At 43.0% G+C, this 26,528-nt stretch carries 24 protein-coding genes; 20 read left to right on the plus strand and 4 right to left on the minus strand.

Features of this window, described 5'->3' with window-relative positions; genetic code table 11:
* Window positions 1-17 precede the first annotated feature (17 nt).
* Both K5Q73_RS14935 and K5Q73_RS14940 read right to left on the minus strand, forming a co-directional pair.
* The gene (locus tag K5Q73_RS14935; RefSeq protein ID WP_220764784.1) at window positions 18-614 is read right to left on the minus strand and encodes a peptidylprolyl isomerase; all 597 of its coding nucleotides are present in this window, start codon (window positions 612-614) and stop codon (window positions 18-20) included.
* Between the two features lie 49 nt (window positions 615-663).
* A complete protein-coding gene (locus K5Q73_RS14940) occupies window positions 664-1,230 on the minus strand; it encodes a YajG family lipoprotein (protein ID WP_220764786.1) in 567 nt (188 codons plus the stop codon).
* 185 nt (window positions 1,231-1,415) lie between these two features.
* On the opposite strand from K5Q73_RS14940, the gene K5Q73_RS14945 reads away from it, so the two are divergent.
* The 3 genes from K5Q73_RS14945 (at window position 1,416) to K5Q73_RS14955 (ending at window position 4,300) form a co-directional block, all read left to right on the plus strand.
* Entirely contained in the window at window positions 1,416-1,976 is a 561-nt protein-coding gene (locus K5Q73_RS14945) for a porin family protein (protein WP_220764788.1), read from the plus strand.
* A 193-nt stretch (window positions 1,977-2,169) separates the two neighbouring features.
* The gene (locus tag K5Q73_RS14950; protein ID WP_220764790.1) at window positions 2,170-3,234 is read left to right on the plus strand and encodes a DUF2804 domain-containing protein; all 1,065 of its coding nucleotides are present in this window, start codon (window positions 2,170-2,172) and stop codon (window positions 3,232-3,234) included.
* Between the two features lie 136 nt (window positions 3,235-3,370).
* Window positions 3,371-4,300, plus strand: coding sequence for a sterol desaturase family protein (locus tag K5Q73_RS14955; protein ID WP_220764791.1), 930 nt, complete (start codon window positions 3,371-3,373; stop codon window positions 4,298-4,300).
* A 99-nt stretch (window positions 4,301-4,399) separates the two neighbouring features.
* Here the strand turns inward: K5Q73_RS14955 and K5Q73_RS14960 are convergent, their stop codons facing one another.
* The gene (locus tag K5Q73_RS14960) at window positions 4,400-5,641 is read right to left on the minus strand and encodes a methyltransferase (RefSeq protein WP_220764855.1); all 1,242 of its coding nucleotides are present in this window, start codon (window positions 5,639-5,641) and stop codon (window positions 4,400-4,402) included.
* A gap of 182 nt (window positions 5,642-5,823) precedes the next feature.
* Here K5Q73_RS14960 and K5Q73_RS14965 point away from each other — a divergent pair, with 182 nt between their 5' ends.
* From K5Q73_RS14965 to dinB, 15 genes are all read left to right on the plus strand, one after another.
* A complete protein-coding gene (locus K5Q73_RS14965; protein ID WP_220764793.1) occupies window positions 5,824-6,519 on the plus strand; it encodes an alpha-ketoglutarate-dependent dioxygenase AlkB in 696 nt (231 codons plus the stop codon).
* A 157-nt stretch (window positions 6,520-6,676) separates the two neighbouring features.
* On the plus strand, window positions 6,677-6,976 hold the full coding sequence (locus tag K5Q73_RS14970) for a BolA family transcriptional regulator (protein WP_220764795.1): 300 nt from the start codon (window positions 6,677-6,679) through the stop codon (window positions 6,974-6,976).
* 379 nt (window positions 6,977-7,355) lie between these two features.
* Window positions 7,356-7,865 carry an S-ribosylhomocysteine lyase gene (luxS, locus tag K5Q73_RS14975; RefSeq protein WP_220764797.1) on the plus strand — a complete coding sequence of 170 codons (510 nt, stop codon included), beginning with the start codon at window positions 7,356-7,358 and terminating at the stop codon, window positions 7,863-7,865.
* A 716-nt stretch (window positions 7,866-8,581) separates the two neighbouring features.
* Entirely contained in the window at window positions 8,582-9,916 is a 1,335-nt protein-coding gene (locus K5Q73_RS14980; RefSeq protein ID WP_220764799.1) for a Na(+)-translocating NADH-quinone reductase subunit A, read from the plus strand.
* Entirely contained in the window at window positions 9,916-11,115 is a 1,200-nt protein-coding gene (locus K5Q73_RS14985) for an NADH:ubiquinone reductase (Na(+)-transporting) subunit B (RefSeq protein ID WP_220764801.1), read from the plus strand. Before K5Q73_RS14980 ends, K5Q73_RS14985 begins: the two co-directional genes overlap by 1 nt.
* A complete protein-coding gene (locus K5Q73_RS14990; protein ID WP_220764803.1) occupies window positions 11,108-11,902 on the plus strand; it encodes a Na(+)-translocating NADH-quinone reductase subunit C in 795 nt (264 codons plus the stop codon). Before K5Q73_RS14985 ends, K5Q73_RS14990 begins: the two co-directional genes overlap by 8 nt.
* The gene (locus K5Q73_RS14995; protein WP_028769180.1) at window positions 11,902-12,534 is read left to right on the plus strand and encodes an NADH:ubiquinone reductase (Na(+)-transporting) subunit D; all 633 of its coding nucleotides are present in this window, start codon (window positions 11,902-11,904) and stop codon (window positions 12,532-12,534) included. The genes K5Q73_RS14990 and K5Q73_RS14995 overlap by 1 nt, the downstream gene beginning before the upstream one ends.
* Before the next feature lie 5 nt (window positions 12,535-12,539).
* Window positions 12,540-13,148 (plus strand): NADH:ubiquinone reductase (Na(+)-transporting) subunit E, encoded by a 609-nt coding sequence (nqrE, locus tag K5Q73_RS15000; RefSeq protein WP_012156317.1) that lies wholly within the window; start codon window positions 12,540-12,542, stop codon window positions 13,146-13,148.
* Between the two features lie 47 nt (window positions 13,149-13,195).
* Window positions 13,196-14,443: an NADH:ubiquinone reductase (Na(+)-transporting) subunit F gene (gene nqrF / locus K5Q73_RS15005; RefSeq protein WP_220764805.1), complete on the plus strand. Its 1,248-nt coding sequence runs from the start codon at window positions 13,196-13,198 to the stop codon at window positions 14,441-14,443.
* Window positions 14,444-14,472: 29 nt separating this feature from the next.
* Window positions 14,473-15,489 carry an FAD:protein FMN transferase gene (locus tag K5Q73_RS15010; RefSeq protein ID WP_220764807.1) on the plus strand — a complete coding sequence of 339 codons (1,017 nt, stop codon included), beginning with the start codon at window positions 14,473-14,475 and terminating at the stop codon, window positions 15,487-15,489.
* Between the two features lie 12 nt (window positions 15,490-15,501).
* A complete protein-coding gene (gene nqrM, locus K5Q73_RS15015; RefSeq protein WP_012156314.1) occupies window positions 15,502-15,723 on the plus strand; it encodes a (Na+)-NQR maturation NqrM in 222 nt (73 codons plus the stop codon).
* Between the two features lie 329 nt (window positions 15,724-16,052).
* Complete coding sequence (bfr, locus tag K5Q73_RS15020) at window positions 16,053-16,520, plus strand: bacterioferritin (RefSeq protein ID WP_220764820.1); 468 nt, start codon at window positions 16,053-16,055, stop codon at window positions 16,518-16,520.
* Between the two features lie 12 nt (window positions 16,521-16,532).
* On the plus strand, window positions 16,533-17,000 hold the full coding sequence (bfr, locus tag K5Q73_RS15025) for a bacterioferritin (RefSeq protein WP_220764830.1): 468 nt from the start codon (window positions 16,533-16,535) through the stop codon (window positions 16,998-17,000).
* A 598-nt stretch (window positions 17,001-17,598) separates the two neighbouring features.
* Complete coding sequence (locus K5Q73_RS15030) at window positions 17,599-17,826, plus strand: hypothetical protein (protein ID WP_220764833.1); 228 nt, start codon at window positions 17,599-17,601, stop codon at window positions 17,824-17,826.
* Between the two features lie 128 nt (window positions 17,827-17,954).
* A complete protein-coding gene (gene dinB, locus K5Q73_RS15035; RefSeq protein WP_220764842.1) occupies window positions 17,955-19,031 on the plus strand; it encodes a DNA polymerase IV in 1,077 nt (358 codons plus the stop codon).
* A 328-nt stretch (window positions 19,032-19,359) separates the two neighbouring features.
* Here dinB and K5Q73_RS15040 read toward each other — a convergent pair whose 3' ends face one another.
* Complete coding sequence (locus K5Q73_RS15040; RefSeq protein WP_220764844.1) at window positions 19,360-20,820, minus strand: aminoacyl-histidine dipeptidase; 1,461 nt, start codon at window positions 20,818-20,820, stop codon at window positions 19,360-19,362.
* 232 nt (window positions 20,821-21,052) lie between these two features.
* Between K5Q73_RS15040 and K5Q73_RS15045 the strand changes: the two genes are divergently transcribed.
* Together K5Q73_RS15045 and K5Q73_RS15050 are read left to right on the plus strand one after the other, a co-directional pair.
* On the plus strand, window positions 21,053-22,591 hold the full coding sequence (locus K5Q73_RS15045; protein ID WP_220764846.1) for a leucyl aminopeptidase family protein: 1,539 nt from the start codon (window positions 21,053-21,055) through the stop codon (window positions 22,589-22,591).
* Window positions 22,592-24,495: 1,904 nt separating this feature from the next.
* Window positions 24,496-25,842 carry a S41 family peptidase gene (locus K5Q73_RS15050; protein WP_220764848.1) on the plus strand — a complete coding sequence of 449 codons (1,347 nt, stop codon included), beginning with the start codon at window positions 24,496-24,498 and terminating at the stop codon, window positions 25,840-25,842.
* Window positions 25,843-26,528: the final 686 nt, after the last annotated feature.

Below are 26,528 nucleotides of genomic sequence, written 5' to 3' on the forward strand. Positions count from 1 at the left end.
TTGGTTGAATATGGTGGCTAGTTACGTGGCAATAGTGTCGCCTTTTTCAAAACAATATCTTCAACAGGGAAGTCAGGCCACTCTACTTGAGTGTTGAAGTCAGTCGGTACCAGCGACATGGCTTGTAATACTTCCATGCCTGAGATGACTTCGCCAAAAACCGCATAGCCCCAGCGGCGCGATGAGGGATCTAATTTTTCATTATCGACAAGGTTAAAGTAGAACTGGCTGGTGGCAGTATGCGGCTCGGCTTCTCTGGCCATGGCAATGGTACCAGTTAGGTTAGATAGACCATTACCCGATTCATTGACGATAGGTTTGTCGGTGGCTCTCTCTTCTTTGTTTAAGTCTAAACCGCCACCTTGTACCACGAAATCACTAATCACTCTGTGAAACAAGGTGTTGTCATAGTGACCTTTGACAACATAGGTGAGAAAGTTATCGACAGTGATAGGCGAGCGTGTTCTATCTAGCTCCACGATTATCTTGCCCATGCTGGTATCTAGCTCAACTTGAGGATAAAGAGTGTTTGGCTGAATATCTACCGCATAGGAAAGCTGGCTCGCAGCTAGCAGAGTCAATGAAGCAAGCAGCTTGGAAATCCAAGTTTTCATAATGTTCCTTTTAATGGCAAGTTGAGCACAGCTAACCTGAGCTTAATTTTTACTGCTGAATGAATTGGTTCAGTTCAGGATCGTTAATGATGTCGCGGGTTAGCTCACCGAGCAGCTTGTTCATTTCAAGCTCAAGTGTAGCAAAGTCGGCACTAAACGGACCTTTTAATAACCCCTTAGCACGATAACGTTTTGTCAGCTCTTGATTAGTGTTTTTAGCGATAACATTAATAATAATCTGGCTATTGGCCTCAAAACCAAATGTGCCTTCGTCGACATCGGTCAATAACTGCTCTAACTGGAATTGCATGTGATTCACAGAGCTTGGATCGATACGATAGCCCGCTTGAGTAAAGCCATCTCTAAATACTTGGTCCATCTGAACGCGAGGGGCTTCAGTCGGGCTGACAAGGCGTGCGGCTTTATCGCCGTCATTGAAGCGCACGATAAAATTGGCAGAACGGGTATCAATTGTTTCTAGTGAAACAGGAAGTTCTACTTCTGTTTGCTGAGTAATAGATGGAACTTCAGGGTTTAATGCTATATGAGAAGGGCCTTGGCTGGCACAGCCTACAATGGATACCGCGGCTGCAACGACTAAAAGTAAAGATTTCATTATTATTTAAATTAGCAAAAAAATTGATGGAGTCAGCATACCAGAAGATGGTTGGTATTCCAGATCTAGCTCGACTTTTTATTAGTGCATTTAAAGGTCGCTTAGGGCGTTAAGGCTTTAGTTCAGCTGCGGTTAAGGGCTCCCTTATAGACTAGGGAGCATAATAGTTAGCATAGAGTGCGGTGATGAAATTGAGGTTGGCGTTAGTGTTTTTGCTTGTGGCGATGAGCCAGTCTGTTCAAGCTGAGCATGTAGTTGGAGGTTCTATAGGTATTGGTCTACAGGATTTTGAGTCTTTTGATGGTGAAAACCTAGGTGCGAGCGATGGTATTAATACCGAGTTGTTCTACCGCTATATGCTATCAGAGCATTTTGGAGTTGAAGTAGCGGGCTATGCTGGAGCGGCAGGAATGTTAAATACCTTAGGCGGTTTATTGTTTGATGTACAAGACATGCGTTATACCGGTATTAGAGGCGCGATATACAGTCAAGTTTATGTCTCACAGGCAAATAAGCTTTTTGCTAAAGTGGGTACTAGCCAATCTCATCTTAAATATAAAGTGACCAATATATGGAACCAAGAGCCTTCGCGAGAAGTATCGAGTCGTGGCTCAGATATGTTCGTGGCGGTTGGATGGGGGATGGATTTTAAATCAGGCATCGGCGTTACTGCAGAGTATCAATATTTACCTATTCAAGAGATGACAGTGCAAAACGTTTCGCTCGGCATTAATTACCGTTTTTGAGCTCCACGGGCTAAAGCGTTAAATAAAGAAGCTTAGGCGGCGATAAAATCATTTGAACGTTAAGTACTAAAGTTAAATACTAAATAATGCTCAATCGTTACATCTTAGCAACAAAGTTAGAGCTAACCACTTTTCACCAGAGCAAGTTCCAGTTAGAGTAAAAGGTCAAATAAGCTTCAGGAACCTAAGACTTATGTCTAGCAATACTGCTCAGTGGACGCCTACAATATTAACGAGTTCAGCGGCGCCGCAGCGTTTAATCGATGAGACGGGCCAGGCAATATTTGGCCATTTCGATGGTCCGGTGACTCAGTTAGGTATTGAGCATTTTCGCTATTTTAACGAAATGGATAAACCAGCCTCAAGCTGGGCAAAGTATTTCGACTATAAGCAATTTCAGTTTGTTAGCATAGTGACTCCCCATTACGTTATTGGTGTCGCACTGGCGGATATTCGCTATGTAGGCAGCGCTTTTTGTTATCTCTACGATATTAAAACTAATCAGCTAATAGAAACGAGTTGGCTTAAACCACTAGGCTTGGGTTATCAGATCTCAGAGTCTCCTATGCAAGGTTGCGCCAAAATAAAGGGCTCAAGGGGGAGTATTGAGTTTGTTATTGAGCAAGGTATTTGGCAGCTAAAACTTAATACATTAGGTATTGAGGCTAATCTGCAATTACAGCCTCAGCCTCTGAGTTTACCAATGGCTATGTGCAACCCTACTGGGTATTGTGGCTGGACATACACCCAAAAGCATAATGCCTTGAAGGTATCGGGCAGCTTAGTGATTAATCATGAGCCGCAGCCATTACAAAGAGTCACCGCTGGGTACGATTTTAGTGCAGGCTATATGCGCAGAGAAACCAGTTGGCGCTGGGCGAGTATTAACAGCTTAACTGAGCATGGTAGTTTAGGGCTTAATCTTGCAGCAGGTGTGAATGAGACCGGCTGTCATGAGAATGTGTTTTGGCATAATGGCGAAAGACATTTGCTTGGACCCGTGCATTTTGAGTTTACCCGTCACATAGATAAAACGAAATCAGCAGCAAGCTGGCGGATCTATAGTGCTAATGGTCAGTTAGATCTCACTTTTACACCTAAAAATTGCCGCCAAGAGAAACTAAATCTTTGGCTATTAAAGAGCAATTTTAGGCAGTACTTAGGGCGATTTGATGGTTGTATCATTGATAATTTTGGTGAAAAGCACCAACTCAATAATGTTTTTGGGCTGACGGAAGATCACTTTGCCCGTTGGTAGTTTTATTTGAAAGCTAGAAGCAGAACCATAAACATAAACAGAACAAATAAAACCTATGGTTAACGCTGCGACGAATTGCCCGACATATAAGTCGAGAGCTCTGGAGCAAGGGTAAAAAGGAAGAAGGATAGATAAGATGGATTTTAATTCACTGATAGCTCACCCCGAAGTGCTACTTCTAGTACTCGCACCGATTTTTTTCGTTTGTATCTTACTCGAGTGGTATATGGGCGATAGACAACACCGTTTGCCTCTCAATGCTCGTTATTACTTGCCTGAGGTGTTGTGTAACTTCGGCTTGGCGGCAATGCATCAATTGACAGATATTGTTACCGGATTGCTTATCGCTAAGTTATACCTGATGTTCTTCGGTTGGCGGCTTTTCGATATCGAGATGAATGGAGCGACCTTTATTACGCTCATGGTCGCTCAAGATTTCTGTTATTACTGGTTCCACCGCGCGAGTCACCGTATTCGTTGGATGTGGGCCGCTCATGTGGCTCATCATAGCTCAGAGAATATGAACTTTAGCACAGCGTTTAGGCAAAGTTTGATGTACCCAATGGCTGGGATGTGGATATTCTGGTTGCCATTGGTGATAGTTGGGTTTGACCCTAATTGGGTGGTGTTTGTGGTGCTGCTGAATTTGGGGCTGCAGTTTTTTGTTCATACACAGGCGATTAAGTCTTTAGGTGTGTTTGAATGGGTGATAAACACTCCGTCTCATCATCGAGTCCATCACGGCCGTAACCCACAATATATCGATAAGAATTATGCGGGTATTTTGATTATTTGGGATCGACTATTCGGCACCTATGAGAAAGAGGTTGAAACGGTTGAATACGGGATCACTAAGCCGGTTAATAGCTTTAACCCGCTGGTGGTAACCTTTACTGAGTGGCGAGATATGTTTAAAGAAGCGCTTTCTGCCAACTTAAGTCCTAAGCAAAGGCTTAAAGTGTTATTTGCTCCGCCTGCAAGCGCTGCAGCACAGGTGGGAGAGCAAGACTCTGTAGTACAAGATGCTGAAGGTGAACATGAAAAGCAGGTCGCTGAGCTTAAGTAGCGACTATTTAAGCAGTCAAAAAATAAAACGGTGAGCTATGGGCTCACCGTTTTTGTTTAACAGCTTATATTTAGTCGCTTATGTTTATTTAGCGAGCGGTTAAGCTTTTGGCTTACCGTATAATGCACTTTGTGGATGTGGTGTCTCATTATCAGAAGTTAATTCCACATCTGGATCTTGAGCCTTCTTACTGATCTTTTGCGCCTGCAAAATGACAAACTTACCGTTGGATGCCACTGTGGTGCAGTTTTTAAAGATCCGCTGTAATTTGACGTGATAAGCCAAATGGCGATTACCCACAACATGCAATATACCGCCATTTTTTAAGCGTCTAAAGGCATCTAAAAACATCTGCCAGGCAATATGATCGGTAATGGCCTCACCTTGATGGAAAGGAGGGTTGCACAAAACGAGATCTGGACGGAAGCCTTCGCTCATATTGGTTAAACAGTCATCCCACCCGAAGGTTGCTTGTTCGCCAACCAATGCTGGGTTATCTAATTGATTCAGTGCCCAGTTTTCTCTAGCCGATGCGACAGCCATTTCAGAGTCATCGATAAAGTGGATATAAGCTTCAGGAAATACCTGTTTAGCGTGTAAGCCTAAAATGCCGTTACCGCAGCCCAAGTCGACAATTGACTTGTAGTCACCTTTTGGCATGTTATCGAGCATGATGCGTGCACCAATATCGAGTTTATTGGCGGCAAACACATTACTTAAATTGGTGATCTGCAGTTTGAACTCAGGTACTGACCAAGTTGTTGCTTTAGGTAACGCACGAGCTTTACCATCTGCGATACAGCTGATGACTCGGGTTTTCTTCCATGTCAGGCTGGCACTGGCTGGGCCTAAATTCTTTTCGATCGTTTCCAGTAGCGATTTATTAATCGACTTTGCTTTCGCGCCAATTAAAACTTGTGTGCCAGCTGGTAACACATGGGAAAGTCTATTTAGCTGGTGGCTAAAGTAGTTTAGATTTTTTGGCAGCTTCATCAGAACTAACTCAATTCCCTGAGGCAACTCATCACGGCTATTCACCCAAGTTATCGACTCTTGCGATAGCTGGTTACGTGTTAAATTTTGGCTAGTGCCCAGCTGGCTAGTCTTAGCATCAGTTTCTAATGTCAGTGGCCAGCTAGGGTTAATTGATAATAAGCCTGCAGTTAATGCACCGAAACCATCATTTACAACCGCCGTACTTATGCAGGTTTGTTCGGTATCAATTAAGTGCTTTATTAGATGCTCATCGGCGGCGTCCCACGCCTGCAGGTTAGACTCTTGTCTGCTAGGGTAACGGAAGAGTTCGAGTTCAATACCCGATACTGAAAACTGTGTCGTCATATGCCAATAAGTACCAAATAAATTAGGGCGCATATTATCGCAGATTTCTTATAGCAGGTATATGATGAGAGTGATGATATGTTAGGGCATCCTAGGTATTATTTTTTGAACCCAGTTTAAGAGCTAGCTATTAGGTGTGGGTATTAGCTATTAGGTGTTAGCGGAAAGTATGGGGCTAGAATATGCAGCAAGAGGATTTTGATAAGCAAGCTTCATTAAATAATGCTCAATCAGTAGGGGAGGGTAAGGCTAAAGCAGACTCTAGGTTTGATCTTAGGCCTGAATCTAATACCTCTACACAACAAGACAAGCCGCCCTTTACCTTAATTAAAGCCTATCTTAATTCTCAGCAGCAAGAAGCACTATTGAATGAGTCGGCGCATTACCCATTCACTCGACCACAGCTGTTGATATACGGCAAAAGTCATCCTATTCCCCGTAGCCAAGTATGGTTTGCTGATAAAGACTGTGACTATCTCTATTCTGGGTTGTTTATACAGGCTCAACCTTGGCCTAAGTATGCGTATAAACTGAGGCAAAAACTCGACAGAGATTTCGGGCTCAACAGTAATGGCGTCTTGGTAAACCGATATGCCGACGGGCATGAGTCTATGGGCTGGCACAGTGATGACGAGCCTGAGGTAGAGCCTGCTAGTGATATCGCATCGCTGACGCTTGGAGCAACTCGAGACTTTTTTATCCGCCATAAACAAACTCAGCAAAAAATTTGCCTACAGCTACAAAGTGGCGACTTGCTTATTATGCATTGGCCGATGCAAATGGACTGGGAGCATGCCCTACCTAAGCGACTTAAGGTTGCAGGCGCTCGAATAAACTATACCTTCAGACGTCTAATCGTTGGCTTTCATCAGTCTTAAAGCGACTTACTTCAGCAAGGGCGGCGCAATCTGTGTCTGCTAAAGTGTTTTTTGGCCAGCCTTACCACTAGCTAGCCAAAATCGTCACAAGTTGATCTTTAATGATTATCGCAGTAACCTGCCGCAGTCGCATTTATGCATTATTGAGAACATCGTTATGTCAGTTGAACAGATCATTACCGAAAAACTCACCGCAGCACTGTCGCCTTCTCACCTTGAAGTGATAAATGAAAGCCATAACCATCACGTGCCGCCAAACTCTGAAACTCATTTTAAAGTTATCATCACTAGTCGTGAGTTTGAGGGCAAGCGTCTTATTGGGCGTCATCGTGCAGTAAATGAGGCATTAGCAGAAGAGTTTGCTCATGGCTTACATGCGCTTTCTATGCACACATATACTCCACAAGAGTGGATGGCTGAGATTGATGTTCCCGTATCGCCAAAGTGCAAGGGCTAATGGATTTAGCCTATGTCAGCACAGTTTATTAATAGCAGGCTATTATCAAGGATCTTTTAAATAAGAGTCCATTAAGCTGGCATTGAGTTAATTGAAGCCACGGCGATATCGCTGTGGCTTTTTTGTATCGCCCCTTCGCAAACAATTCGATTAAGCAAGGGATGAATTATGCGGGGTTAGACGATATAAAGGTTACTCAAAATCTGGTTACAAAGAGGTAACCGAAGATGCAATAATGAAAAAACTTTATGATGCTTATGTTGACTGTGAGGCGGCGCTGGGTAAGTATCTGCTAATCTCAGTAGCAGCCTAGCATCAATTTAGGTTGCAACTTAATCTATGCTGATTAGCCCTTTAACGCGATTTTGGAGAAATTAAAATGCCGTTATTAGATAGTTTCACCGTTGACCATACTCGAATGAATGCACCTGCGGTTCGTGTCGCTAAATCTATGGCAACACCTAAAGGCGACACCATTACGGTATTTGATCTGCGTTTTTGCGTGCCTAATAAAGAGATCTTAAGTGAGCGTGGTATTCATACCTTAGAGCACTTATTTGCAGGCTTTATGCGTGATCACTTAAATAGTGACAGCGTTGAAATCATCGATATTTCCCCAATGGGCTGTCGTACCGGCTTCTATATGAGCTTGATAGGTACACCCACTGAGTCGGTCGTCGCGGATGCTTGGCTTGCCGCTATGCAGGATGTGCTAAAAGTCACCGCGCAAAAAGATATTCCTGAACTAAATGAATATCAATGTGGCACTTATGAGATGCATTCGCTTGATCAGGCCAAAGAGATTGCCCGTAACATCATTGCTGCAGGGATCAATGTGAACCGTAATGATGATTTAAGTTTAAGTGAAGATATTTTGCAGGGACTCTAGTCAGTCAGCTGAACACCTCCTCTAAAGGCCGCTTTTGCGGCTTTTTTATTGGCTTATAGCAATCGAACTAAAGAAGTGAATAGTTCACAGTCAAATCTTTATACTGATTGGTATTAATACAATAAGTATAAATCCCTATTTTGCTTCTTTAAGTTGATTTTTGACGCTAAAAGGCAATTCCATACTCTTTAGCTCAAAGTTAACTATGGGAGTGCTGCATTTGTTAATAAATTGTTTGGCCATGTTTGGTCTAAAATGAAGCCTTTAAACACCCCAAAAGTGGTGTTATGTCACCTTTCTGCGTCATTGATAACGGTTGTCACACTCGAGTCCACAGTGTAATTAAGCAGCACTTAGTAAAAACGGTAAATTTTATTTTCATTGACGATTAAATGCGTACTCATCTGTGGTAAAAGTTAATTAACCTGTTTAAATGTATGGGGAATGTGGCTTGTAGCTATATTATAAGATTCTTAATCTGCACTGACATTTAGCATGTTTGTTCTTAAAACATTTGCAACCTTTTAAAACTGTCACATTTTTCATGGCGAGCTTGTGATAATTGGGGTAAAATGCGCGCGACCAGCGTGATTGCGATCGCATTTAGGCGATAAATCTGCGCTAGCTCAACACGAATTAGAGGTTTGTTAAAAAACTTGTGTGTTTAGCAGGAACGCGGCGCATTGTCTTTCCTTCATAACGTAGTGCTTGTGGATATGATTACAATAAAGAAAGGATTGGACCTACCTATAGCAGGCGGGCCAGAGCAAGTTATCCATGATGGTAAAGCCATCAAACATGTAGCTATTTTGGGTGAAGAGTATATTGGCTTACGTCCTACCATGAAAATTAAGGTAGGGGACAAAGTTAAAAAAGGTCAGATTCTTTTTGAAGATAAAAAGAACCTTGGCGTGATATATACGGCTTCAGCAAGTGGCACAATTTCCGAAGTTAACCGGGGCGCTCAACGTGTTCTGCAGTCTGTTGTTATAGAAGTGGAAGGGGATGAAAGCATCTCTTTTGCTAAATATGACGCCACTGCAATCGATACGTTAGAGACACAGCAAGTACGTGACAACCTGATCCAATCAGGTTTGTGGACGGCTTTGCGTACGCGTCCTTTCAGTAAAGTACCCGGCGTTGATTCAACCGCTGCTGGTATTTTCGTCACCGCTATCGATACTCAACCACTGGCAGCAGATCCTGTTGTCGTGATTGCAGAACATAAAGCTGACTTTGAAAACGGACTTAAGGTTCTTTCTAAGTTAACTGAAGGTAAGGTTTACCTTTGTAAAGCACCAGGCGCTGATATTCCTGCTGCTAACGCTCAGGTAGAAGAGTTTGCTGGCTTGCATCCTGCAGGATTGCCAGGCACGCATATTCATAATCTATTACCTGCTTCTGCAACCAGAACGGTTTGGCATATCAACTACCAAGACGTGATTGCGGTTGGTAAGTTGTTTGCTACGGGTGAACTATATACCCAAAGAGTTGTGGCAATAGCCGGCCCTAAAGCTGTTAAACCTCGTCTAGTGCGTACCCAAGTGGGTGCTTCTATGGCGCAGTTACTTAACGGCGAAACAGCAGAAGGTAATGTTCGTTCTATCTCTGGCTCTGTTTTAAACGGTCGTAATGCAATTGGCCCTCACGCTTACCTTGGTCGTTATCACAATCAAGTGAGCTTGTTAGAAGAAGGCACAGAGAAAGAACTATTTGGTTGGGCAATGCCTGGCTCTGATAAGTTCTCTATTACTCGTGCATTCCTCGGACACCTTTCATCTTCTCGTTTGTTCAACATGACAACGAGCACAGGTGGTAGTGATCGTGCAATGGTACCAATTGGTAACTATGAGCGCGTTATGCCGCTAGATATTCTGCCAACTATGCTACTTCGTGATCTGGTTTCTGGTGATTACGATGGTGCTGCAACCTTGGGTGCATTGGAGTTGGATGAAGAAGATTTGGCACTGTGTACTTTCGTATGTCCTGGTAAATATGACTACGCGTCATATCTACGTGACTGCTTAGATACGATTGTGAGGGAAGGCTAATGGGCTTAAAACAGTTTTTCGAAAATATTGAGCCGCAGTTTGAAAAAGGCGGCAAATATGAGAAGTTTTATGCGCTTTTTGAAGCCGCATATACTGTCTTTTACACGCCAGGTCATGTGAACAAGGGTCGTACCCATGTTCGTGATAATCTGGACCTAAAACGTATGATGATTACGGTTTGGGCTTGTGCGTTCCCTGCAATGTTTGTAGGTATGTACAACGTAGGTTTACAAGCGCAAGATGCGTTAGTCGCTGGTTTTGCAGCTCCTGACACATGGCAAGTCGCTCTTTTCGGTATGTTTGGTACTGAATTGACTGCAAATTCGGGTATCGCCGCATTAATGTGGTACGGCGCCTGTTGGTTCTTACCTATATATGCGGTGACATTCGCTGTCGGTGGTATATGGGAAGTGCTATTTGCATCAGTACGCGGGCATGAAGTTAACGAAGGTTTCTTTGTTACCTCAATCCTTTTCGCATTAACACTACCGGCAACGATTCCGCTTTGGATGGTTGCTTTAGGTATTACCTTTGGTGTGGTCGTTGCGAAAGAGATCTTTGGTGGTACAGGTCGTAACTTCTTAAACCCTGCACTTGCTGGTCGCGCATTCCTATTCTTCGCATATCCGCTAAGTATGTCTGGTGACACCACTTGGGTTGTGGCTGACGGTTTCTCTGGTGCAACTGCACTGAGTCAAGCGGCGCAAGGCACTTTAGAATACGGTTTAACTACTGACTGGTGGAACGCTTTCTTTGGTTTCATTCCAGGTTCTGTGGGTGAAGTATCGACTCTTGCTATCTTGATTGGTGGCGCAGTTATCATTTATACCCGTATCGCTTCATGGCGTATCGTTGGTGGTGTGATGGTCGGTATGATTGCCGTTTCTTACCTACTTAACTTTATCGGTAGTGACACGAACCCAATGTTTGCAATGCCTTGGTACTGGCACCTTGTATTAGGTGGCTTTGCGTTCGGTATGATGTTTATGGCGACAGACCCTGTATCAGCGTCTTTCACTAATAACGCAAAGTGGGGCTACGGTATTCTTATCGGTGCTATGGCAGTATTCATTCGCGTTATCAACCCAGCTTTCCCTGAAGGCATGATGTTGGCTATCTTGTTCGCGAATCTATTTGCTCCATTATTTGACCATTTCGTGGTTCAGTCGAATATCAAGCGGAGGATTGCACGTGGCTAGTAATAAAGATTCTTTCGGTAGAACACTATTTGTTGTTGTTGGCTTGTGTTTCATCTGCTCTATGTTCGTTTCGACGGCAGCAGTATTATTGAAGCCTACCCAACAAGAAAACAAACTACTCGATAAGCAAAAGTACATTCTTGAAGCTGCAGGACTTATCAACCCTCGCGAAGGTAAAGTTGAGAAGTCTCAAGTCTTGGCTACATACGACAAGTATGTTGAAGCTAAGTTAGTCGACCTTAAAACCGGTGACTTTGTAGAAGGTGATGCCAACACGTTTGATGCTGATAAAGCAGCGCGTACTCCAGCAACGTCTTTTGTACCGAAGAACGACATTGCATCAGTTAAGCGCGTAGCAAATGAAGCAGTTGTTTATCTAGTACATGATGACAACAAGCAGCTACAAACTGTGATTATTCCTATTAAAGGTTATGGTTTGTGGTCAACTATGTATGCTTTCTTAGCGGTTGAGCCTGACTTGAATACTATTCGCAGCTTAGTTTATTACGACTTCACTGGCTCAGGTGAGACACCTGGTCTTGGTGGTGAAGTTCAAAATCCTCAATGGATTGCTAAGTGGACTGGTAAAAAGCTTTATAACGACAAGGGTGAGCTTGCAATTAGTGTAACTAAAAACCCTGCAGTTGCGGCATCACCATACGGTGTTGATGCACTGTCAGGTGCAACGCTTACCGGTAATGGTGTACAGCACTCACTTGATTTTTGGTTAGGTGAGGAAGGTTTTGCTCGCTTTATCGAAAAGGCTCGCAATGGAGGGCTTAGCTAATGGCTGATGCTAAAGAACTTAAATCGGTTCTAATTGGACCTATTGTCAGCAACAACCCAATTGCTCTGCAAATCTTGGGTGTATGTAGTGCCTTGGCTGTAACCAGTAAGATGGAAACAGCATTGGTAATGACGATTGCGCTTACAGCGGTATGTGCCTTATCGAATCTATTTATTTCATTGATTCGTAATCACATTCCAAGCAGCGTACGTATTATCGTGCAGATGACGATTATTGCGTCTCTAGTAATCGTGGTTGACCAAGTACTACAAGCTTACGCTTACGATGTTGCTAAGCAGCTATCGGTATTCGTTGGTTTGATTATTACTAACTGTATCGTAATGGGCCGTGCAGAGGCTTACGCGATGAAGACTCCTCCTATGATGAGCTTCATGGACGGTATCGGTAATGGTCTAGGCTACGGTGCAATCTTGTTGTCAGTTGGCTTCGTACGTGAATTGTTTGGTAATGGTTCATTATTCGGCATTGAAATCCTAAGCAAGATTTCAGACGGTGGCTGGTATCAGCCTAACGGCCTATTGCTTCTGCCTCCGAGCGCGTTCTTCCTGATTGGTGCATTGATCTGGATTATTCGTGTGATGAAGCCAGAGCAAGTTGAAGCAAAAGGATAAGCATAATGGAACATTATATTAGTCTATTAATTCGTTCTGTTTTCATTGAAAACATGGCGCTATCCTTTTTCCTTGGTATGTGTACTTTTCTTGCAGTATCTAAGAAAGTAAAAACAGCCATGGGCTTAGGTGTTGCAGTTATCGTGGTACTGGCTATTTCAGTTCCTGTTAACCAAATTATCTATCAAGGTATTCTAGCTCCAGGCGCATTAGCTTGGGCGGGTGTACCAGATGCTGACTTGAGCTTTTTGAAGTTCATCACCTTTATCGGTGTGATTGCAGCTTTGGTTCAAATCCTTGAGATGGCATTAGATAAGTATTTCCCACCGCTATATAACGCATTGGGGATCTTCCTACCGCTAATCACAGTAAACTGTGCAATTTTCGGTGCAGTATCTTTCATGGTTGAGCGTGACTACAACCTAGGTGAAAGCTTGGTGTTTGGTATAGGTTCTGGTATCGGTTGGGCATTAGCACTTGTGCTGCTTGCTGGTATCCGTGAAAAGTTAAAATATGCTGATGTTCCTGATGGGCTTCGCGGCTTAGGTATTACCTTTGTTACCGCTGGTTTGATGGCTCTAGGTTTCATGTCGTTCTCAGGTGTGTCTCTGTAAAGAGGCACCATAACGACGTCTTAATTTGAACCTTTAAGGATAAGTTAATGGGTATTCTTGAATCTACTCCAATCGATGTATATCTCGGTGTGAGTATGTTTACCGCGATTGTATTGGTTTTGGTTTTGGTGATTTTATTTGCTAAATCTAAGCTAGTTGCAAGCGGCGATGTCACTATTGGCATCAACGATGACGCGAGTAAAGCAATTAAAACAGCAGCTGGTGGCAAGCTACTTGGCGCATTAGCAGAGAGCGGTATTTTCGTTTCATCTGCATGTGGCGGTGGTGGTACTTGTGGTCAGTGTAAAGTGCACGTTAAATCGGGTGGTGGTGATATTCTACCAACTGAATTGGACCATATCAGCAAAGGTGAAGCCCGTGGCGGTTGCCGTTTATCTTGTCAGGTAAACGTTAAAACTGACATGGAGATTGAACTAGAAGAAGAGATCTTTGGTGTTAAGAAGTGGGAATGTGAAGTTATCTCTAACGATAGCAAAGCAACCTTCATCAAAGAGCTTAAGCTACAAATTCCTGATGGTGACTCTGTACCTTTCCGTGCAGGTGGTTACATTCAGATTGAAGCACCAGCGCACCATGTTAAATATGCAGATTACGATATTCCTGCAGAATACCGTGGCGACTGGGAACACTTTGGCTTCTTCAACTTAGAGTCAACCGTTGAAGACGAAACAATCCGTGCATACTCTATGGCGAACTATCCTCTTGAGGAAGGTATCATCATGTTGAACGTACGTATTGCATCGCCACCTCCGCGTAACCTATCTCTGCCTTGTGGTAAGATGTCATCGTACATATTTAGCCTAAAAGCGGGTGACAAGGTGACGATTTCTGGTCCATTTGGTGAGTTCTTTGCCAAAGAAACTGACGCAGAAATGGTATTCATCGGTGGTGGTGCTGGTATGGCGCCAATGCGTTCGCATATCTTCGACCAACTTAAGCGTCTTAACTCGAAGCGTAAGATGAGCTTCTGGTACGGTGCGCGCTCTAGCCGTGAAATGTTCTATGTTGAAGATTTCGATGGCTTAGCGGCAGATAATGACAACTTCCAATGGCATGTTGCACTGTCTGATCCACAGCCTGAAGACAACTGGGATGGCTACACTGGCTTTATTCATAACGTATTGTATGAGAACTACTTACGTGACCATGAAGCACCAGAAGATTGTGAGTACTACATGTGTGGCCCACCAATGATGAACGCAGCTGTTATTGGCATGCTTAAAGATCTTGGTGTCGAAGATGAAAACATCTTGTTGGATGACTTCGGTGGCTAACCCTTCTCTTATTGGAGATCTAGGTCAATATGTTTAAGACCTTAGTAAACTGGCTGGCCCTTATCGGGTTAGCCTTTTTTATTTCAGCTTGTACTAAACAAGCTGAAGTGATTTCACTGTCTGGCAACACAATGGGTACGACTTACCATATTAAGGTCGTTCCTAATGAAAGAATGCCAGATGTTCAGTTACTGCAAGCAGAAATCGATTTAGCCTTAGAAAAGGTTAACGATCAGATGTCGACCTACCGACCAAACTCTGAGTTATCTAAGTTCAACCAGATGACTCGCAGCGATAAGGTTGAAGTATCGGCGGACACTGCCAAGGTAATTGCTGAAGGATTAGCATTATACAAAACAACTGATGGTGCCTTAGATATAACTTTAGGGCCGTTAGTTAATTTATGGGGTTTTGGTCCGGATAAGAAACCGACCCAAATTCCATCTCAGCAAGCAATAGATGCCGCTATGGGTCGTACTGGTATTGAAGCGATAGAAGTTGATGGCAATAGAATTAGTAAGCAAGATCCTGACATTTATGTCGACTTGTCTTCTATTGCAAAAGGCTTCGGTGTTGATAAAATAGCCGCCTTATTAGATAAGTATCAGCCGACGGGTTATTTAGTCGAGATTGGTGGTGAGATCAGCCTACGTGGTACTAAAGCCGATGGTACACTATGGCGTATCGCTATCGAGCAACCAGGCGATTCTGGTGGGGCTATTCAACAAGTTATCTCCCCTAAGAATATGGCTATGGCAACATCGGGCGATTATCGTAATTATTACGAGGAAGACGGTAAGCGTTTTTCGCACCTGATCGATCCACGTACAGGCTACCCGATACATCATAGATTAGCGTCGGTTACCGTTTTGCATCAAGAATCAATGATTGCAGATGGCTACGCGACTGCTATGATGGTGCTAGGTACCCAGGCATCCCTAGAACTTGCTAAACGTGAGCATCTAGCGATAATGCTTATTGAAAAGCAAGATGATGGCTTTAAAGTCTTCTACAGTGAAGCTTTCAAACCTTTCGTTACTCAGTAGTTGGAGTCGAATATGAGCACATTTATTGCGGCTTTTGTCGTGTTATTAGGTTTCTTTTTCTTAATGTCGATAGGCTATTTAGTCAAGCGACAAGCCGTTGCTGGAAGCTGCGGTGGTCTCGGTGCGCTCGGAATTGAGAAAGCATGTGATTGTGATGACCCATGTGATAAGCGTAAAGCCAGAATGGCTGAACAAGAGCGTCGTGAGAAGTTAGAGCAGAATCGCATTATTTAATTCTGCATATCGCGATAATTAAGGCTCCTTTACGGAGCCTTTTTTATATCTTTTTTCTCTAAAACATCTGCTTATACAGCCTGTATTCATATATAGCGCTAATTCTGTTTGCCTTTCGTTAACGTCTCTAACTTCGCCAATGTGCTAATCGCCTAGTTTAACTAGATAAAACCACGTCTGCTTCAGCATTACCCCAAGTAAGAATTGAAGTGCTAATGAGAATGGTTATCTTTACTAACCTTCTGAAATATAAAGTTTATTTGTAATTGGTTGTTTTTTGTTCTAGGTTGTAAATATTGATATAGATCAATTTAACTAAGGATAAACAGATGAAAGGACAACCTAAGGTCATTAGTCAGCTCAATAAGGTGCTGACCAGCGAACTTACCGCAATTAATCAGTATTTCCTCCATGCTCGCATGTTTAAGAATTGGGGCTTAGGTGAACTCGATGAAAAGGCCTATAAAAAATCCATTCAAGATATGAAGCATGCCGATAAGTTAATTGAGCGGGTGTTGTTCCTTGAGGGGCTGCCAAACCTACAGCAGTTAGACAAAATTCGTATCGGTGAACATAGCCAAGAGATGCTTGAGTGCGACAAAGTCATGCTAGAAGAGGAGTTAGTATTACTTCGTGAGGCTATCGCTCTGTGTGAGTTAGAGGCTGATTACGTTAGTCGAGATATTTTAGAAGACTTGCTAGAAGATGAAGAAGAGCACCTAGATTGGCTTGAGGCGCAATTAGAGCTTATCTCGTTAACAGGTATACAAAACTACCTACAGTCCAAAATGAGCTAACTGGAGGCCGTTATGAAAGGTAATAAAGAAGTCATTGATACTCTCAATAAGCTGCTCACAGGTGAGCTTTCGGCCATGGATCAGTATTTTGTCCATGGTTTAATGTATGAAGACTGGGGCCTGAATGAACTTCATGAGCGCATTTCCCATGAGAGTGATGATGAACGCGAACATGCGAAAAAGTTGGTGCAGAGAATACTCTTTTTAGAAGGTACACCAGACGTTGCCAGTCGAGAGCCGCTAAATATTGGTAAAGATACTGAGCAGATGCTCAAGAATGATTTAGCCTATGAGTATCAAGTCGCAGATAACTTACGCAGCGCAATTGCCCTGTGTGAGCAGAAGAGTGACTACGAAAGCCGTGAGATCTTAGAGGTACTACTCGAAGAAACCGAGTCAGATCATATGTATTGGCTTGAGAAGCAACTCGGATTGATTGATAAGGTCGGCCTACCAAACTATCTTCAAAGTAAGATGTAAGCGATATAAACAATGATTTACGAGCCGCAATATAGCGGCTCTTTTTTTCCGCTTTTTCCCCCAGCTCTCTAATTGATACTTATACCAATCAGTATAAGTAGCTGATCTACTCAGAGCGTTTTTGGCAAACTAATTCAAGGCGAATAACTGAGAGAATGGTTGTTCCCTTGTGAAGTTGTTCAACGCCGAAGTAGGCAGCCAAAAACGCTCCAGAATGGCGAGTTTTAGTGGCTCTGTTACTGTGACTCTTAAGGAACAAGAGGGAGCTTAAACCTAGTTTAACTATGCTCTTCACTCGTATCGAGCTTCATGGATGCAGCGAATGTCATTAAAGCTGGAGCACTTAATGACCTTGTCTCTGAACCGCTAAATTCTCGCTGAGTGACCAAATCTTTATATTGATTGGTATTAGACTGATAGCAAAGCTGTTTGTCCGAACTGCTGATACAGCCTGGGTTCAGCTCTATCGGATTAATCTAGCATTAGACGATGTGATTATTGCTTTTGATCTCGCGCTTTAGCAGCTGAAGCCTACGAATAAAGTCAGAGTACAGCATCAGTCACATAGCTATTTTATCTGACTGTTTGGGGGCAGGCGATGTTGATAACATCTGAAACAAATAACACTCAGCTAGATGCAGATAATCAATTTCAGATTGATTATCTGCTTGAGTATATCGAGCGCCTTGAGGCCCAGGTAAACGATGAGAAGCCACTCGGTGATGCTAGACAGGCATACAATCCCCATATTAAGCCTTTATCTATTCTATCAGCAGAAGAACTGACGATGCTCTGTAAGCTATTTTATCCAGCACCTCAAATTTAAATCATACTTTAGATTAACTGCTTAGCGCTTTTACAGGCTGGCGTTATGTTAAGTCAGCATTTGATCTGTGTGGTTTATATTGAATACTGTTTTTATATACAGTAATATTCTTTTCGGAGGATATTGGCTTGCAAAAAATTATTCATGTCGACATGGATTGCTTCTACGCCGCAGTGGAAATGCGCGACTTTCCTGAATTAAGAGGAAAGCCTATTGCCGTGGGTGGGCGCAGCGATCGTCGTGGGGTGATAAGTACCTGTAATTATGAGGCGCGAGAATTTGGCGTGCGATCTGCTATGGCATCAGGCTATGCCCTGAAGCTTTGTCCTGATCTGATATTAGTACCAGGACGAATGCAGGTCTATAAAGAAGTCTCCAGTCAAATTAGAGCTGTATTTGAACGTTATACCGACTTAATTGAGCCTTTGTCTCTAGATGAAGCGTATTTAGATGTCACTGATAGCCCGCACTGTAAGGGCTCAGCTACCTTAATAGCCGAAGCTATTCGGGCCGATATCTTGGCCGAAACGGGCTTGACGGCCTCAGCCGGGATAGCGCCAGTTAAATTTCTTGCCAAGATAGCCTCAGATTTAAATAAACCTAATGGACAGTATGTGATCCGCCCAGACATGATTAATGAGTTTGTTAAAACCTTACCACTGATAAAAATTCCAGGTGTTGGCAAGGTTACCGCTAAAAAACTAGCCGATTTAGGCTTACATAACTGTAGTGATGTGCAGGCATATCCTCAGGCCCAGCTGATTGAGCGTTTTGGAAAATTTGGCAGTGTACTGATTGAGCGATCTAAAGGGATCGACAAACGGGGGATTTCTCCAAACAGAGAGAGAAAGTCGGTTGGGGTTGAAACGACCTTAGCCAAAGATATTCACACGCTTGAGCAGTGCCGAGCCGTGATGCCGCAGCTTATTCAAGAACTAGGTGCAAGGGTGAGTCGTAGTGCCAAGGATAGGACTATCCATAAGCAGGTGGTTAAAATTAAGTTTGAGGACTTTAAACAGACGACCATTGAGCACCGCAGTGATGAAATATCGGTAAATTTGTTTTATCAGTTACTTGAGCAAGCGATGGAAAGGCAACATGAGCGTGGTATTCGTTTACTTGGGGTTTCCGTAGGCCTCGCTTCTAATCGTGTCACCTCTGAGCAAGACGATATAGATAGCTCGCAATTGGATTTAGGCTTTTAACTGTTTAGATAGAAATAGCGTGTTAGATATAACAAAGGCCACTTATTGCTAATTAATAGCTAAGTGGCCTTTTGACTTTGCAAGCTTGATTAGCTTTTGACTGAAGTGCGCTCTAGCACGGCTAACAACAGCTTCCAGTACTGGCCAACGGTGGTGATATTCACTTTTTCATCAGGGCTACTGCTTGGGTAAAGTGAGTAGCGAATGGCTTGGGGTTAGAATGGTAATTGATACCCTAGCTGATGTTAGATATAACAAAGGCCACTTATTGCTAATTAATAGCTAAGTGGCCTTTATTTTTTAGTGTCTTCAAACTAATTACAGTTAATTAGCCTTTAACTGGAGTACGTTCTAGTACGGCTAACAACAGCTTCCAGTACTGACCAACGGTGGTGATATTTACTTTTTCATCAGGGCTATGCGGGTAGCGAATAGTCGGGCCAATAGACACCATATCCATCTCTGGGTAAGGCTTCTTAAATAGTCCACATTCAAGACCTGCATGGATCACCATGATAGTTGGCTCTTTGTTGTAAATCGCTTCGTAAGTTTCACGCACACTTGCCATTACAGGTGAGCTGTTATCTGGTTTCCAACCAGGATAGGCACCGCTGAATTCAACATTGGCACCAGCAAGGTTAGCAAGTGAGGTTAATACACCTTCCACTTCAGTGCGTCCTGAGTCAATTAATGAACGGATAAGACAAAGGATCTGTACGCTTTCGTTATCTGTGCTGATAACACCTACGTTTAGTGACGTTTCAGTCACACCTTCAACTTCATCACTCATGCGAATGACGCCATTTGGGCAAGCATTTAGCAGGTCAACTAAGATTTGCTGTGAGTCTTCGCTCATTACCTGCTTTTCAGCTGGAATTTCAGCCAAGGTTAGCACTGTACCTGGATCTGCAATCGCTAGTTCTTCACGCACTAGAGCCTGAAATTCGTTAATGCGTGTCTGTAGCAGGCTTAGGTTTTCAGGCGGTAGCATAAAGCTGATTTCAGCTTCACGTGGAATTGCGTTTCGCAGTGAACCACCAACAAATTGAGTTAGCTCGATGGCAAGTTCATCGCCGTGATCAAACAGGAAGCGCGCTAACAGTTTGTTAGCGTTACCACGACCTAAGTGGATATTAACGCCTGAGTGACCGCCCTTAAGACCTGCAATCGACAGTTTGTAACTGGCATTAGTAGGTTCAGGTGACTGCCAAACCATAGGTACGCTTAACTGCGCATCAACGCCGCCAGCACAACCCATGTAGATCTCACCTTCTTGCTCAGAGTCGGTGTTGATCAAGATCTCAGCATCAAGCATACCGGCCTCTAAACCGAAGGCGCCAGTCATACCTGCTTCTTCATCAATAGTCAGTAGTACTTCTAGTGGACCGTGAGGGATATCATCGGCACCTAAAATGGCAAGCGCAGACGCCATACCGATGCCGTTATCAGCACCTAACGTAGTGCCTTTAGCTTTAACCCAGTCACCGTCAACATAAGCTTCAATCGGATCTTTTTCAAAATCATGGTCTTTGTCAGCGTTCTTCTGCGGCACCATGTCGATATGGGCTTGAAGTACTACGGTTTTACGGTCTTCCATGCCAGCAGTGGCAGGTTTTTTAATAATGAGGTTTCCGACTTTATCTTCAACAACACTGAGTTGTTTGTCTTTAGCCCAAGCCTGAATATGAGCACTCAAGGCTTGCTCATGCTTAGATGGATGCGGAATGGCACAGATCTGTTCGAACCATTGCCAAAGTGCTTGTGGTTGTAACTGACTAAGAGTGGTCACTTAAAAATCTCCTATTCGAGTAATATCTATCGCGCGCGGCTGCCTGTGAGGCAGAAATTGCAGACAGTCTAGCATAGTCTTACTGCGCCGCGGAGTCGTAAGCTGCTTGATGAATCCAGCCTTGTCAGCCGAAGTTTCCACAATAGTTTTCATACTCGGTAAAGTCGTTGGTAATCTGACCACAATAGGGGAATAATGCGGAAGCAAAATTATAAAATAAGAAGGAAAGGTTATGGGATCAGTTAAGTTTGTTGATGAAGTCGATCAAGGTGCCATTTTTGAAGGAAATGGCTGGGATGCGCTGGTGGTGGTCACTGCTGATCTTACATCACTGCAATTCGACGAGATAGTAATGCTAGCAAGTCATGGTCAAAAGATAGATAAGCGAGTTGGTCAATCTCCTACATTATTATTTGCTCCTGGAATGGCTGGTGGACGGCTGATTATTGCACCTGTCAAAAAGGCGGATGATGACTATCAAGATGTTCGCGTATTTGCTGACGCAGCAAGACTTGGTATTAAGCTAGCTAAAGATGCTGGCGCCAAGCGTCCTTTACTAATAGTCAATAACTTAGCTGAGCAGCGTTATCAAAATGCCGCTCAAGTTGCTGCACTGGCATGCGGGCAAGAGCTCTGGCAAGCATTAGAGCTTAGAGAAGCGGGCGGTGGCGATAAACCGTTAGAGGCCATAGGCCTATTAAGCGATAAAAAAAGCGCATTGGCACTCACTGCAATCGAAGCCGGCAGGGTACTGGCTCGAGACCTTTGTGGCACCGAGCCAGAGCGAATGTCAGCTCCAGCCTTTGCCGATTACTGTATTGAAGCACTTGAAGATTCTGGCTTATCGATGAGTGTGGTCGAAGACAGAGACATTCTTGAGCGAGACTATCCATTGCTCAGTGCAGTCGGCCGTTCATCCTTTGGTGTTTTAAGACATCAACCTCGGGTGGTAAAGCTTGAATATGTGGGCGAAGGCGAAATTGAACATACCTATATGTTTGCTGGCAAAGGCGTAGTGTATGACACTGGTGGCGCCGATATAAAAATCGCTGGTGGTATGGCGGGAATGAGCCGAGATAAAGGCGGCGCGGCTGCGGTGGCTGGGCTAATGAAAACCATCAGTATGCTAAAACCTAAAGGCATTCGTATTGTCGCCGAGCTAGGTTTAGTGAGAAACAGTATCGGTAGCGAAGCCTTTGTCACCGATGAAATCATCACTAGTCATGCAGGTAAGCGGGTGCGTATTGGTAATACAGATGCAGAAGGACGCTTAGTGCTAGCAGATCTGCTTTCTCATTTACGCATCAAAGCCATCACAGCGGTTAAACCACAGATGTTCTCGGTAGCAACATTAACAGGGCATGTGGTGCGTTGCTATGGAGGATATACCGCAGTAGTTGAAAACAGCGTGGCTAAGCAACAAAATGTTGCCTCAGTGATGCAAGAGCAAGCCTCGCTTTGGGGGGAGCCGATAGAGGTGAGTCAATTACGCCGTGATGACTTTAGCAAAATAGTAGACCCTTCGGCAGCAGCCGATATGTTGTCATCTAATAACGCGCCATCATCTGTTACCGCTCGAGGACATCAGTACCCTGCGGTATTCTTAATTGAAGCATCAGGCCTTAGCACTCATGGCTTAAATGCCGATAAGCCGATCGCTTATGCGCATATTGATATCGCTGGTAGTGCAACCGAAGGACATCCTCAATATGGTTCGCCAACAGCCACACCTTTAGTCGGTTTGTTTCACTACATTACGGCCGAGAAGTGAGCGTAACCATAATTTGATGTAGACGGGATAGTCTTTATGTTTAATAAAACCAGTGCCTTAGGTGCTGGTTTTTTGTTTTTGTCACCAAATCTAACCAAATAAGAACCAATGGGGTATAAAGGCTTTTACTAATAAATCTTGTAATAAAATAACTTAAACTGGCCTTTTTTAGCTTTTTCAATAAAAAAGCTTGTAATAAAACTACATTTATCTATAATTGCTTTCGTCGAGTAAGCAATGGTGCTTCGCGACACTTAGTCTATCCAGGATGGATAATTCTCCAAGGAATCGAGCGACAAGTTGACTCTACAAGCCAGCGAACGGCTTTTATGAAAGTAGAGTATATGGAATTCAACTTTGTTTGGAGTAATCAATATGTATTTTAGTCACACTATTTATTCGCAGAGCTTTTGGTTAAACACAGAGATTTTGCGCGGCGGTATGTACGCCATGACTTTTAAGGGCTAACCCTCCTTTTTAGTTAACCAGTTTCCATCAACCTTTATTGTATCTTTTTAGATACTTGTAGACCAAGTCGTAGATAGCCCGAGTTAGTATACTTCCGCTGTTTACCATTGATTACCGCTGGCGCGTTAACCAATTTCCGTTAGGAACACTTGAAATGTCTTGCCCGCTCATTGAGTGGGCTTTTTTTTGCCTTTAAATCACAAAGTGGGCTTTGGCTTGTCGAAACCTTGTTCAGTTTGTGTAGCTTTTTTGATCGAGAACGGTGGCAGTTTGTGATTATCGGCTAATTACGGGGTTTTTGTGTGATCCGTGTCGCTATGTGGTGTCGTAAAATTACCGCTATGACAGTTTTTGAGCATTATTCTCAATAAATACTTGTAATAAAATTACACGAGCTTATAATTGCTTTCACTGGTTAAGCAGATGCTTTCTAGTTTTTAGGTCTATCCAGGAAGGATAATTCTCCAAGGAATCGAGCGACAAGTTGCCTCATTAAATTAGTTTGGCTCAACCCCATTGACTGATTTAATTCGAGATTAATTTACAACTTTGTTAGGAGTACAGACTATGTCTTACACAGGACAAATTTCGATTTATTGGCAAAACACTTGGTTGGATTCAAATGTTTTGCGTGGCGGTTTATACGCCATGACTTTTAAGGGCTAACCCTCCTTTAGAGTAATTTCATCATCCATCAACCTTATAACACCCTTTGGGTGTGTTTAGACTCAAGTGGTATGTTGACCTTGTCGATATGCCATTGATTAACGCTAGCGCGCTAACCGATTTCCTTATTTTGGAACACTTGAAACATGTCTTGCCAGCTCCTTTGAGCTGGTTTTTTTTTGCCTTGAATTTAAGGCTGGAAATCAGGCTGCACCTGGGCCTTAAGTTAGACTTCGTCTAACAGTTAAAGTCGTGGCGCTTCGCCCACACCCGAGCCAAGGGGGAAAGCGCTTGTCCCCCTTAACAAACCCTCAGCGCCCCAGACGAAGTTGTCTTCCTCATGCTTATGGATAAATTGCTAACGCTTCCGATGGGGCATCCTGCCCCGCGAAAGCTATGCCGACATCCATGTCGGCATCACGCAATTTATTCCAACGCACTTCGGCAACTCCGATGGGGAATGGGTGTTTTCTGTATGTTTAGTAACTCAGTTTTGCCCCTTTGTGAGTTACAGTCGATAAGTAGAACTGACTACTATTAATGATAAAAAAGAGTGATTGATTCCGATAGGGAGTCAATATCAATGCTCGCTTTTCACCCTCTTATGCTCGTTTCTTCACAATCACTCTGGTAGAGTGATTGTTAATCAATGCCTTTGTTAAAGTGTAATTAAATAATAGGTTTATTAAATTTCTAGCTGAAGATACGCATTATCTATGTGCTAGTTTTTATGGTTGCGTTAGCATTTCAAACTACTAAGGATGGTTTAAGTGATAAAAAAAGTATTATTAGCATCTCTGTTAATTGTATCGCTCTCTATTTCTGCCGGAGAAGATGTAGATCCTCCTCATAATTTATCAGATAAAGATAAATTGTATGGTTTATCTTTGTTTTGGAAAGAAGCGAGCTACAACTTCGCATTTTTTGACCAAGTGCCAAACTTAGATTTTGATAGTGCTTATAGAGAATATATTTCCAAAGTTTTAGCGACTGAAACAACTTACGAATATTACCGTGAGCTAATGAAATTTAATGCGCTATTGCAAGATGGACATACTAATATTTATTTACCTAAAGGACTTTCTGCAAAGCACGTAGACTGGCCAGCTTTAAGTTTAACAGAGGCAAATCGCCAAGCTGTAATTACTAAAGTACCAAGGGAGTTACAAGCTGAAATCCCCTTGGGTTCTAACATCATCTCTGTTGAAGGTGTTGATTTAGATACTTATTTAAAAACTAGTATCATGCCTTACATAGCTAGTTCAACTGAACACATTCTCTGGAATGATGCTGTAAGGTCTATGTTAGATGGTGAACCTAATACTGAAGTTCGTTTTACTATACAGACCCCCTCTGGGGAGCTTAAAGATGTAAATCTACCTAGGAATTCACGTCATCAAAAAGTAGATAAAGTCTCTTTGAAACAACCAAGATCCAATGGCGAACTATTTGAGTTTAAACGGTTGGATAGTGAAGTGGCTTATATTGCTTTGAATGGATTTCATGATGAGGACATTCTGAAACAATTTAATTCGGCTTACGAAAACATTAAGGAATCTAAAGCTCTAATTATTGATTTGAGATTTAATGGAGGTGGCAACTCAAGTATTGCTGCTGAAATATTGTCTCATTTTACAAGTAAAGACTTAGAGGGCTCTATTTGGAAAACTAAAAAGCATATCGCCGCATACAAGGCGTGGGGGAATTATAGTAAAAAGTATAAGGAATATGCCGAGAACAATGCATGGGAATCAGGTTCTATGGAATTACTTAAAGCAAAAGAAAGTAATAACCACATAGTACCTACTTATGTGCTGATAGGAAGGTACACGGCATCTGCGGCAGAAGACTTTTTGATTTATGCGGATGAATTGAATCATTTTACAACTATTGGCGAAAAGACATATGGCAGCACAGGGCAGCCAATTTTCTTTGATTTACCCGGTGGCGGTTCTTTAAGGATTTGCACTAAACGTGATAGTTACCCTGATGGAAGGGAGTTTGTTGGGTATGGAATTACTCCCCATGTTACCGTGAACCGTTCGCTCGAAGATATAAGAGCCGAGAAAGATATTGTACTTTCAGTCGCTATTGAAAATTTGAAAGAAAAGATCTAATAATACAGCAGCTTATGAATTCTTAATGATATGTTGGGGCGGGGTAAACTTTATTTGATTACCATACTTTTTCTTATCCCACGACTTAGCTTTAGACTCCTTACTCAAACTCATTTATGACCAGAAATGAGTTTGAAACATCTGAGCGAACTAATTCGGAGAGATGATGATTCAGATGTCGGTGCGGCTGTGGGCTTCGGTTTCAGGGATGAAACCGCAGAGCGGCCAAGGACGGCTTTATAGCGTCCCACTGAAGTAACGATATCTGAGTTTACTGCGAACAGTAGCCTTTCTTCGTGTCCTCTGTGTCCTTCGTGGTGAATAGCTTATGTCCAAAAATGAGCTAAATCTTGAATCATAACTCTATGTGCCAAAAGTTGTGCTTTTCTAATTTAGTGCAGATACGGCTGATGCCTTTGATGGTACGGTGAGAGGTAACGCAGTTACCAAGCTTTCGGACGAGAGGCAGGATGCCGAACTGGCTTTTTAGCAGGAATGCTATTCGTCATCGTAGAGCTTACAGGGCCTATTCTGTTCCACACAGAATTTGGCATTTCCCCATATATGGACCCATCCGGTTTGCAAGATATTTAATATCGACTTTGAGAAGAGTTCATTGCACCCATATATTCGGCCTGTTATTGAGGTACTCCTCTGGCCCTGATGGATATTTGCTTCTACTTTCC

Origin of the sequence: Shewanella sp. MBTL60-112-B2, assembly GCF_019655055.1 — a bacterium.
Taxonomy (GTDB): Bacteria; Pseudomonadota; Gammaproteobacteria; order Enterobacterales; family Shewanellaceae; genus Shewanella.